This window comes from Salipaludibacillus keqinensis (assembly GCF_003226325.1).
GTDB lineage: Bacteria > Bacillota > Bacilli > Bacillales > Salisediminibacteriaceae > Salipaludibacillus > Salipaludibacillus keqinensis.
Genome location: NZ_PDOD01000001.1, coordinates 658,031 through 671,406, shown reverse-complemented (window position 1 = coordinate 671,406; position 13,376 = coordinate 658,031). Strand labels below are relative to the sequence as shown.

The following is a 13,376-nucleotide window of genomic DNA, read 5'->3' as shown; positions in this document are numbered from 1 at the left end:
AACTATAGATGAATCATATTTACTGTGACGACTTGCTGGATAATGTAGACGATCAATAAGATGACCCCTAGGGTGATAATGACTCTGAATATCGCCCCGACAATTCTTAATAGTATAATACCAACCACGATGAGAATTAAAACTGTTAATAAATCCATTCATTTCACTCCTTACGTTTTAAGGTACTTATGTTTAACGGAAAAATCAAGACAGAGCTATCCTTTCCCATTTTTTTGTATTATTAATGTGATTACCGTTTGAAATTTCAAAATATTAAGTATATGATATTCGTATAAAGAAAGATGCAATTTCTGGAGGTGGCATGAATGGAAATAATGAAACCAAAACAAGGAACCTATCAATTAACTGATTACGAAAATGCTAAAAAGTCGTTTAACTGGGATGACGTGAAAAGCGTGTTTAGCTGGTCTAAAACAGGTAATGTCAATGCAGCTTATGAATGTATTGACCGTCATGTGAACGACGGGAATGGAGATAAGACTGCACTCCTTTACTCAGATGCTGATAGAAATGAAACATACACGTTTAAACAATTACAAAAAGATACAAACCAAGCTGCACATATGTTCCGAAAGCTCGATGTTAAAAAGGGGGACCGTGTGTTTATTTTCATGCCTCGTTCACCTGAATTATATGTTGCTTTACTTGGCGCAATTAAAATGGGGGCTGTCGTTGGTCCTTTATTTGAAGCGTTCATGAAAGAAGCTGTCCGGAGCCGTCTGGAGGACAGTGAGGCGAAAGTGATTGTCACTACTCCTGAATTAGTCAATAGAATCCCTCATGAGGAGCTCCCTCATTTGGAAAAGATTATCCTGGTTGGTGAGAATGTAACGAAAGAAGGTCCATTCTTTTCATATTTTGACGAAATGAAAGCGTGTTCATCCGATGATTCAGCGACCGAATGGATGGACTTAGAAGATGGGATGATTCTTCATTATACGTCAGGCTCAACTGGAAAGCCTAAAGGGGTATACCATGTCCACAATGCTATGATTCAACATTATCAAACAGCCAAGTGGGTACTGGATCTTAAAGAAGATGATGTTTACTGGTGCACCGCAGATCCCGGTTGGGTCACAGGGACATCCTATGGTATTTTCGGGCCTTGGCTCAATGGAACAACGAACGTCATTCGTGGGGGACGTTTTTCTCCAGATGACTGGTATGAAACCATCGACAAAAACAACGTAACGATCTGGTATAGTGCCCCTACAGCCTTTCGTATGCTCATGGCAGCACCTAAAGACATTCGAGCAAAATACGACTTAAGTTCTTTACGACATATTTTAAGTGTGGGTGAACCGTTAAACCCTGAAGTTGTTCGCTGGGGATGGGACGTCTTTAACCATCGGATTCACGATACATGGTGGATGACGGAAACAGGAGCGATGCTGATTTGTAACTATTTAAGCGAACCGATTAAACCAGGGTCTATGGGGAAGCCTTTTCCTGGAATCCATGCTTCCATTATTGACAATGAGGGGAAAGAACTTCCACCTTATGAAATGGGCAACTTAGCGATAGAGGCTGGCTGGCCAGCTCAAATGCGAAAGATTTGGAAGAATGACGAAAAGTTCCAAGAATACTTTTCCATTCCAGGCTGGTATGTATCTGGTGACACAGCATACAAAGATGAAGAGGGTTACTTTTGGTTCCAAGGTAGAAATGATGATGTCATTATGACTGCAGGCGAACGAGTTGGTCCTTTTGAAATTGAAAGTAAACTCGTTGAGCACCCTGCAGTGGCCGAAGCAGGTGTCATTGGTAAGCCCGATGAAATGCGTGGGCATATTATCAAAGCCTTTATCGCATTGAAATCAGGATACGAATTCTCTGATGAATTGAAAAGCGAAATTAAACAGTTTATCAAATCTGAGTTATCAGCACATGCTGTGCCGAAGGAAATAGAGTTCAAAGATAAACTCCCTAAAACTAGAAGTGGAAAAATTATGCGTCGAGTATTAAAAGCTTGGGAATTAAACGAACCCGCGGGAGATTTATCTACCATGGACGATGCTTGATCTCCTTTAACATGCCTGACAAAGAAAAACCCCTGAGGCTGTTCCTTCAAAGCTTCAGGGGCTATTTTTATGTTTTTATCCTTTTATATTTAGTCCATGTTTTTGACTGATACTCTAAAAACTATCTCTATTTTTCACGGTATCTTGTGCACGAAGAGCAATTCTAGTAAAATTTAATAAACTGCCGGATTTTCAGCATCTATGACCATTTTCTGGCATTAAAAGAGGTGAATAAATGTTCGCAGCACATGCAGATACAAATGAGATGTTAAAAGCTATTCTAAGAAGTATTGATGAAGGCATCCATGTAATTGATAAAGATGGAAGAACAATTTATTATAACGAAATCGCGGCCGACCATGATGGCATGGAAGCAAGTGAGGTTTTGGGAAAACCATTATTAAACGTATTTCCTTCCTTATCCTCAGAAACCAGTACAATGTTAAAAGTAATCAAAACGGGTCAGCCTCTTTTTAACCACCACCAGACCTACCGAAATATCAAAGGAAAATTAATCGACACCGTCAATACGACAATACCCATCATCGCAAATGGAGACATCCACGGTGCTGTTGAAATTGCCAAAGACTACTCTAGAGTGAAAGACTTGTCAAACAAATTAATTGAATTGCAGACAAAAATGGACAAACGAGGAGAAAAACCGCAAAGTATCAGTAAATACAACACCATCTATCAGTTTAACGATATTATAACGGCTGATCCAACTATGAATAAAGTCATTCAGCAGGCGAAAAAAATCTCTAAAACAACCTCCCCTATTATGGTTTATGGCGAAACCGGCACAGGAAAAGAGCTTCTCGTTCAAGGAGTTCACCATCACTCCTCCCGTTCACACGGGCCATTTATATCACAGAACTGTGCGGCTATTCCTCCATCGTTATTGGAAAGCATGTTGTTTGGCTCTACGAAAGGTAGCTTCACCGGTGCTGAAAATAAAGAAGGATTGTTTGAATTGGCTCACGGCGGTACTTTGTTTTTGGATGAAATTCATACCCTTCCTTTTGACTTGCAAGCAAAACTCCTTAGAGTGCTAGAAGACGGAGTGGTCCGCCGGATAGGTTCTCACAAAGCCGTCCAAACCGACGTTCGAATCATAACGGCCACTAATGAACCACCTAAGCAACTGATTGAGAAAGAGTTATTGCGAAAAGACTTATATTATCGTTTGAATGTCGTTGCCTTATCGATCCCACCGCTTCGGGAGCGTCTCAGTGATCTTCCCCTCTTAACAGAGGCATTTATTCAATTATTTAATCATAGATTTCATTTAAATGTTCAAGAGATTGAACCTAAAGCAATGAAGTCTTTACATGAATATGACTGGCCAGGAAATATCCGTGAATTACGACACGCTATTGAATCAGCCATGAACATGACTGATTCTAATACCTTGCTTTTAGAGCATTTCCCTGTTTATTTAGCAGAGCATGAAACGCTCTCGAATTATCGTCACGCTTCAATCGCAACTGAGCAAGGCTTGAAAAAAGCCGTTGAAGACTTTGAAAAAAGTGTGGTCATCGATATGTTCAACAAAGAAAATCAAAATATATTACGTACTGCCAAAAAACTAAAAATACCAAGACAAACTCTGCAGTACAAGCTGCAAAAATATCAAATCCTCTAAGAGAGTGCCGAATAATCGGCACTCTCTTTTTCTATTTATTTAGAAAAGGCTGGAAACAACAGTTTTTGTCAGGTGTAAGTTTTTGGCATGCTTCTTGCATCTATTATTAGTGAGAATATTTTTCCCTAGGAGGCCTTTACTATGAAAATGGATTTATATAAACCGAAACGTCATTGGCAAGAGATTGAATTATGGAAAGACGTGACGGAAGAACAATGGAATGACTGGATTTGGCAGTTAACCAATACGATTCGAACGCTTGAAGACTTAAAGAAAGTTGTTCATTTAACTCCGGACGAAGTTGAGGGAGTGAAAATATCTACTAAGACGATTCCTTTGAATATCACCCCTTACTATGCATCTCTAATGAATCCTGATGATCCGATGTGTCCCATTAGAATGCAGTCGGTTCCAGTATCGGCAGAAATTCAAAAAACGAAATATGATTTAGAAGATCCACTTTTTGAAGACGAGGACTCCCCCGTTCCAGGCCTGACCCATCGTTATCCTGATCGGGTATTGTTCCTAGTAACTAATCAATGTTCTATGTATTGTCGCTACTGTACTAGACGGCGTTTTTCAGGCCAAATCGGCATGGGTGTTCCTAAAAAGCAGTTGGATGGAGCTATTAATTATATTCGAAATACACCAGAAGTTCGGGACGTGTTAATTTCAGGCGGAGATGGTCTGCTCATCAATGACCAAATTTTAGAGTATGTGTTGAAAAATTTGCGAGAGATCGATCACGTAGAAATTATACGGATTGGCACGAGAGCACCTGTCGTCTTTCCTCAAAGAATCACTGAAAATTTATGTAATATTTTGAAGAAGTATCATCCGGTTTGGGTCAACACGCATTTTAACACATCCCTTGAAATCACCGAAGAATCCAAAAAGGCCGTGGAAATGCTAGCGAATTCCGGTGTACCCGTTGGTAATCAAGCGGTTATTTTAGCGGGGATTAATGACAGTGTAGACATTATGAAGAAACTTTGTCACGATCTCGTTAAAATTCGCTGTCGCCCATATTACATTTATCAATGTGATCTTTCTGAAGGAATCGGCCATTTCCGTACCCCAGTTTCTAAAGGGTTGGAAATTATTGAAGGGCTTCGTGGCCATACATCAGGATATGCAGTCCCCTCTTTTGTCGTGGATGCTCCTGGAGGCGGTGGGAAAATCACGCTTCAGCCGAACTATATGATTTCTCAAAGCCCTGACAAAGTTGTTCTTAGGAACTTTGAAGGAGTCATTACCACTTATCCAGAGCCAAAGGATTACACACCTGGTACGGCCGATAACTACTTCTTTAATTATTACGAAAAGAAAGAACAAAAACGTGTAGGTGTATCTGCCCTTTTGAATGACGAGGAATTCAATCTTGTGCCTGAAGGCATCCAACGCTTGAATCGCCGCTCAACTTATGAAGGGGATGAAAGCCACGAGACGTTGAAAAACCGCCGATCTAAGCGTGATGAAATGATTGAAAAAAAATACGCGAAAGAACAGAAAAAATATGAAGAATCAGAAAAAGTATAGTTAAAGGAGGAGTTTAAGACATGCAATGCAAATGGTGCAATTCGGTCAATGCATTCGATTCTTTAGAACCGGCATATTGGGAGCTTCCTGATGGAACGAGAGCCGTAGAAATGAAAGACGTTCCCTCAATCAAATGTCCCGACTGCGACATGGTTTATATTGAAGAAGATATGATTGAAAAGATAGAGACTCACTTGATGCTTATAAATACTAAAAATTTAGGTGCAACATTCACATTCAAAGAGTTCATGGATCAACCCACCTTATTAAAGAAAAATTATTTTGCATTGAACGAAAACAGTTAATTTTGGGGGACTTGGGATTTATCGTTGCTAAGATACGAAGGACTAGAACCTTGGGGTCATGGGCCGTCCGTAAGTACCCATAAGTGCCACATCAAAATAATGATTTAATTAAATATGCTAAAACGCTAGATATCATTTTCTATCTAGCGTTTTTTCCATGCAATTGATAGGATCAATTATTTTTGCAAGCTTTTCGTCCAAATATTCATATCTTCGTAACCGGTAGAAATTATACAGTTATTAATCAATGTTCCTTCGAACGTATAGGACAAGCGTTTAATTGTCATATTCATCCCTACTGATATGGCACGAGTAATCGAAAAGACTTGGAAAATACCTTCATTAATTAGTTGCTTCTCCAGTTCAAGAATAATTCCATGAAGAATATTTTTTCCGCGAGCGTCCGGATCAACTGCGCAGTCTGTAATTTCAGCGCTCCCATATCCTGTTTTCATTGCGGAAGCGGCCCCGATAATCGATCCGTTCTCAAGAGCAAGTACAAAGATATAATCGGTATTTATTGCTTTCTTTATGTATTCAGGATTAAAAATATCAGTAGGATACACTTCAAATACTCTTTTATAAAGCTCGGCTAATTTCTTTACTTCAGATTGTTCAACAGATTTAAACGTGATATTGGACCATTGAGCCTTTGGGGCTGATTGATTATTTTCAACAATTTGCAGTACTTCACGGTTCTTTTTTTCTGTCCTTGACAGTTTACGGGTTTCTTTTGGAAAAAAAGAATAGATTTTAGCAGATTGACCTTGAAAGAATCCAGACATGTCAGCTTCATGAGTGAATCCCAGTTTCTTTAATTTAGATTCTTCTTCGCTTATTGTATAGATGATCATTTTACCGACATTTCCTTTGTTTATACATTTCTCTAAACGCTCAAGAGATTGTTTATTGATCACAGGTAAGTAAGCAACCAGTCTATCGTTTCGGGTGTCCTCATCCCACTGATTTTTCATTTCCATCACGCGTCTCCTCCTTTTAATATTCAATGAAAAGGGAGAGAAGAAAACGACTCTTCTCTCCCTTTTCAAAAGAATCAACTTAATTTAAATGATACGAGTTTCCTTTCAGTCATTTCTTCAATAGCATATTTGATTCCTTCACGCCCTGTTCCGCTATTTTTCAGTCCTCCATAAGGCATATGATCAACACGGAACGTAGGAATGTCGTTGATCATTACGCCACCAACTTCTAAATCTTCAGATGCCGTGAACGCATGGGAAAGCTTTTCAGTATAAACCCCCGCTTGCAGACCGTAATCGGAATCATTTACTCTATCAATAGCATCGCTCCAATCACTGAACGTTGAAACAGTCACAACCGGGCCAAACACTTCTTCACAGGAGACTTTCATTGTAGAGTCTACATTCTCAAGAATCGTTGGCGTGATCATCGGGCCTTTTAATTCTCCTCCTGTTACAATTTTAGCACCCTTAGTCACTGCTTCCTCAATCCATGACAGCAACCGGTCTCTTTCTTTAGGTGCAATTAACGCAGAAACGTCAGTCGCATCGTCCATAGGGTCACCGAGTATGAGCTGGTCTACTTTTTCTTTCATTTTCTTTACCAATTCCCGCTTCTTTGAGTCATGGACATAAATTCGTTGAACGGAAATACATACTTGCCCCTGATAGGTAAAAGCACCTTGAATTAAGCGGTCTACCATTTCGTCTATATGCACATCTTTATCGATAATGACCGCCGAGTTCGAACCAAGTTCTAATGTAACTTTTTTCAAGCCAGCTTTGTTCCGAATGTCCTTTCCTACTTCAGGGCTTCCCGTAAACGTAATCACGCTAACTCGGTCATCTGTCACAAGGCGTTCCCCCACGACACTGCCTGCTCCCGTCACGACATTAAGAGCCCCTTTCGGCAGCCCTGCTTTATCAAATAAATCGGCAATGTAATAAGCAGATAGCGGTGTTTGAGAAGCTGGTTTTAGGACTACCGGATTTCCACTAGCAATGGCCGGACCTAACTTGTGAGCTACAAGATTCATTGGAAAATTAAATGGCGTAATTGCAGCAACTATTCCTGATGGTTCTCGAAGGACATAAGCTGTGCGATTCTCTCCTCCTGGGGCCGCATCCATATTGACCATCTCGTTAGGCAATCTCCTTGCTTCTTCGCTTGCCAACTTATACGTCATGATCGTTCTTGCTACTTCCCCCCTGGCTGTTTGAATTGGTTTAGCTGCTTCAGTAGCAATCAGCCGAGCACATTCTTCACGGTTTTCCCCAATTAGCCGAGACACGTTATCTAATATATCAGCACGCTCGTGAGCAGGCATTTTCTTCATCAGCTTTTTCGTCTTTTCCGCTGCGGATATTGCACTGTCCACTTCTTGTATCGTTGCAAATGGAATTTCAGCAATTTTCTCTCCGTCATATGGCGAATATAAATCTTGAATATTCGTTGCTTCGATCCATTCTCCACCTATAAATAATTTTTTTCTCATTACCTTTCCCCTCACCTTCTTAACGTACATTGATTTTTCATCACCGACTCTAAGATGTCGAGACCTCGGATCAAGTCCTCATCACTAATAACCAGTGGAGAGAGAATTCGGATAACGTTCCCGTATAAACCAGAGCCCATAATGATTAATCCGTTCTGAATACTTTCTCGGATCACTTTTTGAGTCAACTCTTTAGCAGGCTCTTTCGATTGTCTATCTTCTACTAGTTCCATGGCCATCATTGCCCCTAATCCTCGGACATCACCCACTTCTTCATATTTCTCTTGAAAGGATAGAAACCTTTTTCTTACTAACTCTCCTATGTGATTGGCCCTAGCTGGTAAATCCTCCTCAATCATCATATTCATTACTTCATTAGCAGCGACACACCCTAGGGGACTACCGCCGTAAGTACCACCAATCTCTCCTACTCCTGGAGCATCCATAATCTCTGCCCTTCCTGTGACAGCACTGATCGGCAAGCCTGCAGCAATGGATTTGGACATCGTCATCAAATCTGGAATCAAGTCAAAATGCTCAGAGGCAAATAACTTTCCCGTTCGACCAAAGCCTGCTTGCACTTCGTCTGATATAAATAGAATTCCATGCTCAGTACAAATTTCCTTCACTTGTTTCACGAAATTTTTACTTGGAACGATAAATCCGCCCTCTCCTTGGACAGGTTCCATAATGACTGCAGCAGTTTCTTCAGCAGATACTTCAGAAAGAAAAAATGTGTTTAATCGTTGAATACATTCTTGATCAATCTCATCATCAGTCATCCCATCCGGTTTCCTGTAATAATAAGGGTAACTCATTTTATACGTATCAGCTACAAAAGGACCAAATTGATATTTATAAGGTTTCACTTTACTCGTAAGGGACATCGCCATATAGGTTCTTCCATGAAATCCTCTCTCAAATGAAAGGATCGCTTTTCTTCCTGTGTACTTGCGAGCAATCTTCACTGCATTTTCCACAGCTTCTGCTCCACTGTTAAGAAAGAATGTTTTTTTGTGGTGATTACCTGGTGTGTAATGATTCAGTTTCTCAGCTAATTCAATATAAGGTTCATACATCATCACATGAAAACAAGGATGAAGATAGTTTTCGATTTGTGCCTTTAATGCTTCGACCACTTTTGGAGGACAGTGCCCTGCATTCAAAGAACCGATGGCTCCTGCAAAATCTATAAACTCCTGTCCATCAACATCAGTAATTTTTGCCCCTTTTGCCTTTTCAGCGAATGTTTGCGCAGTGTTAAATGGTCCCCGTGGTACATTGTCATTTCTTCTTTTTAATAATTTCTCACTGTTTGGGCCAGGAATTTGATAAGCATTCGTTAGATTTTTATTTTTCATCCGTTCTCCTCCTCGTTACACCAATTTACCAATGTAGCTGCAATAACTTCCGCACAACGGCGAACATCAACTAATTTGATATATTCATTCGCTTGATGAGCCATTTTCGTTACTCCAGGACCAAAGACTACAGAAGGTGTTTTTCCGACGGCTGTTAATATTCCACCGTCTGTTCCCCATGGTGCCGCTTCGACAGGAGGCTGTTCTCCCATGACACGCTCATACTGTTTAGTTAATATCTTCATAAAGGGATGATCGACGTTGATTGCTCCAGGTAACCACCTAGCACCAAACCATTCCACCTCTACCGGGTGACTCTTGAACCAAGGATCTGTTTCTTCTAAAGAATGAATCGCCTCATGAAACTCAGCTTGAACTTCTTCTACTGTTTCTTCAGGTGAAATACCTACTCTTCCTTCTATTTTCACAAGATCAGGTACAGAAGAGGGCCAGCTTCCCCCTTCAATGACACCAACATTGATTGGTAAAGGGATCGGTGCTTGAGCAAAAAGGGGATCGGTCACACGAGCATTTCTAGTGTTTTCCAACTCCTCAAGTACTTCTAACACTTGCTTTGTCTTTGTAATCGCATTAACACCTTCATAACTTGTGCCACCATGAGCCGATTTACCTTTTACGTTTAGGCGAAACCACATTGAGCCTTGCTGCTTCGGGAAAATTTTCATGTTTGAAGGTTCTGGAATCAACGCTGCGTCTGCGGTGTACCCTTTTAAGATCGCCGCCAATGTTCCCGCTCCACCACTTTCTTCTTCAATCACACTATGAAAAATCACGTCCCCCTTTAATTGGATATCTAGTGCGTCTATTGCCTGGAGAGCAAATAGCATAGCCGCATTTCCGCCTTTCATATCCGTTGAACCGCGACCGTAAAGTTTCCCCTCCTTAATCATTCCAGCATAAGGGTCCTCCCGCCAATCTGTTAAATCTCCTTCTGGAACCACATCTACGTGGCCATTTAATACAATTGATTTTCCCCTTCCAGCGCCTTTTTTTACCCCAACGACATTGGGACTCCCTTTGAAATTTTCCCTTTTAGACATAAATGCTTTATGACTAAACAGCTCTGTGCCAGATGGCTCCCACATATCCACGGAAAAATCGAGATCTTCCAACCACTCAGCGATTTTCTGCTGGATCCCCCATTCATTAAGTTGAACGGATGGTTCTCGAACCATCTCTTGTAGCTGGTCAATCAATTTCTGTTCGTGTTCATCCATCCATTTCTGAATTTTCATAAAGTGCTTCTCTATTTGCTTGGTCACGATCCCTTCACCCCTTTCTGAACACAATCGATTCTGATAAACGGGGCACCAGTGTTTGCAATCACATCATTTAAAGAATAGGGTTCAAATACTTCTCGCAAAATTAACCCCTCCTGTTCTACAGCAATCACTGCCATATCAGTAATGATCAAATGGACACAACTTTCCGCCGTCAGGGGAAGCGAGCAATGGGTGACAATTTTCGGCTGTCCATCTTTGCCGATGTGGCTCATTAATATGATGACTTTTTTAGCTTTTTGAGCAAGTTCCAATGCGCCACCCATTCCAGGCACCCGTTTTCCAGGGACGATCCAGTTCGCTAAGTCACCCTTTTCACTCACTTCTAGAGCCCCCATGATCGTCATATCCAGTAGACCGCGTCTGACAATCGCAAAAGCTGTCGCACTGTCAAAATAAGATGCGCCAGGTAAAGCGGTTATTGGAAATCCTCCAGCATTGCAAAGATGAGGATTTTCCTCCCCCTCGGATGGACTAGGACCTGTACCGAGAATGCCGTTCTCCGCATGAAACATGACATGACGATCTCTCACGTAATTAGCCACCAAGGTCGGAATCCCGATTCCTAAATTTACAACCATCCCTGTCTCTATTTCTTCTGCTGCTCTTTTTGCAATCAACTGCCTCACTTCTTTTCCCATGCCCATGTCCAATCCACCCCCTCACTTCGTACAACATAATCCACAAAGACACCAGAGGTAACGACTTCTTCCGGATCAATCTCTCCATACGGAACGATTTCTTCCACTTCTGCTATTGTTATCCTTCCAGCCATGGCCACCAGTGGATTTGTATTTCGCGCACTTGTATCGTATATGAGATTTCCATATGGATCTGCCTTCTTTGCATAAACGATTGAAACATCTGCCGTTAATGCTGGTTCAATTAAGTATGTTTGCCCTGCAATGGTCGTTGTTTGTTGACCTTTCTCGACGAAAGGATTTCCTACACCGGCGTCCACTAGCACTCCCCCTAACCCCACGCCACCTGCACGTATCTTTTCAGCCAACGTGCCTTGAGGAAAAAAATGAACGATTAGCTCTTCATCTGTCATCTGTTTTCCTGCATTTGGATTCGAACCAATGTGACTGGCGTATAAAGTCGAGACTCGCTTATCTGTAATCAATTGACCTACACCAATCTCAGGAAAACCTGTATCGTTACAAATCAGAGTTAAATCCTCTATATTCATATTCAAGATCATTTTAATTAGAGATGGCGGGTTGCCTACCCCGCCAAATCCTCCTACCATTAAAGACATCCCTGAAGTAAAATATGATTTTAATTCTTCTAAAGAAATCCCCTTGTTCACTTCTTGTATATGTCGCTTCATGACACCCCACCTTTCACTGTGTGAAAATACCCTTGAACTTGTAATTCGATTTGTAATTCTTTCACCGCTTCTTCGAAAATTTTGATTAATTGCTCTAACTGCTCTTTTTCAATGACTAACGGTGGAGCTATCAGAACCGCATCTCCTCCATGCCCCTCTATTCCTGCTGAGGCAGGATACACTAGTAATCCTTTATCCATACACTTTTTTATGAGAATTTTTGACACACTCACCTCTGAAGCGAAGGGAATTTTATTGAAAATATTAGATACGAATTCCACTCCCGTAAGCAAACCTTTTCCTCTTACATCGCCAATGATAGGATATTTTTGTTTGAGATTATGAAGTTTCTCTAGGAGCAACGTTCCCATCTTTTCAGATCGTTTCACTAGTTGATGTTTTTCCATGTACTCTAAAACGGCTAAACCTACGGCTGTTGACTGAGGATTAGCGCTATACGTATGTCCGCTCATGATCAGCTTTGAGCCACTCTCGATCGGAGCCATAATCCGGTCACTGATCATGGTAGCTGCAAGGGGAGCATAGCCGCCTGTCAATCCTTTTCCAACCGCAATCATATCCGGTTGCACTTGCCAATGATTAATCGCAAAGGCCTTGCCAGTTCGACCGATTCCGGACATGACCTCATCTGCAATGAATAAAACTTCATATTTATCACAAATGTCTCTGATTCGCTGGTAATAACCTTCTGGAGGAACAATAGCCGCTCCCGATGCCCCAATAATCGGCTCAGCTATAAAAGCAGCAATATGGTCTGCTCCTATACGACGAATGGTTGTTTCCAGTTCTTCAGCACACATAAGCTGGCATTCCGGATACGTCTTATGAAATGGACACCTGTAACAGTAAGGTGGGTTTACCGACGGAAAATCTTCTAACAGCGGTGTGAATCTCGCCCTTCTCCCAACATGACCTGACATAGAAAGGGCTCCTAGCGTGATCCCATGATAACTCATCCACCGTGACAAGATTTTTATCTTAGATGGTTTTCCTTTTTCCTGCCAATATTGAATAGCCACTTTTAAAGCTGTTTCTGTAGCTTCAGAGCCACTATTGACGAAGAAACTCCAGTTCACATCTCCAGGCGCCCAATCTTTTAACTTTTCAGCCAGCTTTTCTGCCGGCTCACTAGTAAATTGTGAACGATAAACAAACGATACTTTCTTCGCCTGTTCTTTCATCACGTCTGCTATTTCCAACACTCCGTGGCCGATACTTGCCGTTACCGCTCCTGAAGAACCGTCTATATACTCCTTGCCTTCATTGTCGTATAAATATATTCCTTTTCCGTAGTCAGCTATAGGATATTCCTGATCAAGAAACGGTTTAATTAAATAACTAGCCATGTTCATC

Annotated in this window: 12 protein-coding genes; 4 read left to right on the top strand and 8 right to left on the bottom strand. The window is 41.2% G+C overall.

Features of this window, described 5'->3' with window-relative positions:
- Positions 1-2: 2 nt before the first annotated feature.
- The gene (locus CR194_RS20160; protein ID WP_158282157.1) at positions 3-158 is read right to left on the bottom strand and encodes a hypothetical protein; all 156 of its coding nucleotides are present in this window, start codon (positions 156-158) and stop codon (positions 3-5) included.
- 168 nt (positions 159-326) lie between these two features.
- Between CR194_RS20160 and acsA the strand changes: the two genes are divergently transcribed.
- The 4 genes from acsA to CR194_RS03450 all read left to right on the top strand — a co-directional run bounded on the left by acsA (position 327) and on the right by CR194_RS03450 (position 5,531).
- Positions 327-2,042 carry an acetate--CoA ligase gene (gene acsA, locus CR194_RS03465; protein ID WP_110608234.1) on the top strand — a complete coding sequence of 572 codons (1,716 nt, stop codon included), beginning with the start codon at positions 327-329 and terminating at the stop codon, positions 2,040-2,042.
- A gap of 235 nt (positions 2,043-2,277) precedes the next feature.
- Positions 2,278-3,687 (top strand): sigma-54 interaction domain-containing protein, encoded by a 1,410-nt coding sequence (locus CR194_RS03460; protein ID WP_110608233.1) that lies wholly within the window; start codon positions 2,278-2,280, stop codon positions 3,685-3,687.
- Between the two features lie 141 nt (positions 3,688-3,828).
- On the top strand, positions 3,829-5,226 hold the full coding sequence (gene kamA, locus CR194_RS03455; protein ID WP_110608232.1) for a lysine 2,3-aminomutase: 1,398 nt from the start codon (positions 3,829-3,831) through the stop codon (positions 5,224-5,226).
- 20 nt (positions 5,227-5,246) lie between these two features.
- The gene (locus CR194_RS03450) at positions 5,247-5,531 is read left to right on the top strand and encodes a YokU family protein (RefSeq protein ID WP_110608231.1); all 285 of its coding nucleotides are present in this window, start codon (positions 5,247-5,249) and stop codon (positions 5,529-5,531) included.
- A gap of 176 nt (positions 5,532-5,707) precedes the next feature.
- On the opposite strand, the gene ablB is transcribed toward CR194_RS03450, so the two are convergent.
- The 7 genes from ablB to CR194_RS03415 form a co-directional block, all read right to left on the bottom strand.
- On the bottom strand, positions 5,708-6,511 hold the full coding sequence (gene ablB, locus CR194_RS03445; protein ID WP_110608230.1) for a putative beta-lysine N-acetyltransferase: 804 nt from the start codon (positions 6,509-6,511) through the stop codon (positions 5,708-5,710).
- 74 nt (positions 6,512-6,585) lie between these two features.
- On the bottom strand, positions 6,586-8,007 hold the full coding sequence (locus tag CR194_RS03440) for an aldehyde dehydrogenase family protein (protein WP_233254212.1): 1,422 nt from the start codon (positions 8,005-8,007) through the stop codon (positions 6,586-6,588).
- Positions 8,008-8,018: 11 nt separating this feature from the next.
- Positions 8,019-9,368, bottom strand: coding sequence for a 4-aminobutyrate--2-oxoglutarate transaminase (gene gabT, locus CR194_RS03435; protein WP_110608228.1), 1,350 nt, complete (start codon positions 9,366-9,368; stop codon positions 8,019-8,021).
- The gene (locus CR194_RS03430) at positions 9,365-10,624 is read right to left on the bottom strand and encodes a peptidase (protein ID WP_110608963.1); all 1,260 of its coding nucleotides are present in this window, start codon (positions 10,622-10,624) and stop codon (positions 9,365-9,367) included. The genes gabT and CR194_RS03430 overlap by 4 nt, the downstream gene beginning before the upstream one ends.
- A 23-nt stretch (positions 10,625-10,647) precedes the next feature.
- The gene (locus tag CR194_RS03425; RefSeq protein WP_110608227.1) at positions 10,648-11,316 is read right to left on the bottom strand and encodes a 3-oxoacid CoA-transferase subunit B; all 669 of its coding nucleotides are present in this window, start codon (positions 11,314-11,316) and stop codon (positions 10,648-10,650) included.
- On the bottom strand, positions 11,295-12,002 hold the full coding sequence (locus CR194_RS03420) for a CoA transferase subunit A (protein WP_110608226.1): 708 nt from the start codon (positions 12,000-12,002) through the stop codon (positions 11,295-11,297). The genes CR194_RS03425 and CR194_RS03420 overlap by 22 nt, the downstream gene beginning before the upstream one ends.
- Positions 11,999-13,369 carry an aspartate aminotransferase family protein gene (locus CR194_RS03415; protein ID WP_408640720.1) on the bottom strand — a complete coding sequence of 457 codons (1,371 nt, stop codon included), beginning with the start codon at positions 13,367-13,369 and terminating at the stop codon, positions 11,999-12,001. The genes CR194_RS03420 and CR194_RS03415 overlap by 4 nt, the downstream gene beginning before the upstream one ends.
- Between the last annotated feature and the right edge of the window lie 7 nt (positions 13,370-13,376).

What these genes read in the sequence shown, in the direction of transcription:
- CR194_RS03425 (WP_110608227.1), bottom strand. Translation starts at nt 11,316, where the DNA reads ATGGGCATGGGAAAAGAAGTGAGGCAGTTGATTGCAAAAAGAGCAGCA.
- CR194_RS03430 (WP_110608963.1), bottom strand. Translation starts at nt 10,624, where the DNA reads ATGAAAATTCAGAAATGGATGGATGAACACGAACAGAAATTGATTGAC.
- CR194_RS03460 (WP_110608233.1), top strand. Translation starts at nt 2,278, where the DNA reads ATGTTCGCAGCACATGCAGATACAAATGAGATGTTAAAAGCTATTCTA.
- CR194_RS20160 (WP_158282157.1), bottom strand. Translation starts at nt 158, where the DNA reads ATGGATTTATTAACAGTTTTAATTCTCATCGTGGTTGGTATTATACTA.
- acsA (WP_110608234.1), top strand. Translation starts at nt 327, where the DNA reads ATGGAAATAATGAAACCAAAACAAGGAACCTATCAATTAACTGATTAC.
- CR194_RS03450 (WP_110608231.1), top strand. Translation starts at nt 5,247, where the DNA reads ATGCAATGCAAATGGTGCAATTCGGTCAATGCATTCGATTCTTTAGAA.
- ablB (WP_110608230.1), bottom strand. Translation starts at nt 6,511, where the DNA reads ATGGAAATGAAAAATCAGTGGGATGAGGACACCCGAAACGATAGACTG.
- CR194_RS03440 (WP_233254212.1), bottom strand. Translation starts at nt 8,007, where the DNA reads ATGAGAAAAAAATTATTTATAGGTGGAGAATGGATCGAAGCAACGAAT.
- CR194_RS03415 (WP_408640720.1), bottom strand. Translation starts at nt 13,369, where the DNA reads ATGGCTAGTTATTTAATTAAACCGTTTCTTGATCAGGAATATCCTATA.
- gabT (WP_110608228.1), bottom strand. Translation starts at nt 9,368, where the DNA reads ATGAAAAATAAAAATCTAACGAATGCTTATCAAATTCCTGGCCCAAAC.
- CR194_RS03420 (WP_110608226.1), bottom strand. Translation starts at nt 12,002, where the DNA reads ATGAAGCGACATATACAAGAAGTGAACAAGGGGATTTCTTTAGAAGAA.
- kamA (WP_110608232.1), top strand. Translation starts at nt 3,829, where the DNA reads ATGAAAATGGATTTATATAAACCGAAACGTCATTGGCAAGAGATTGAA.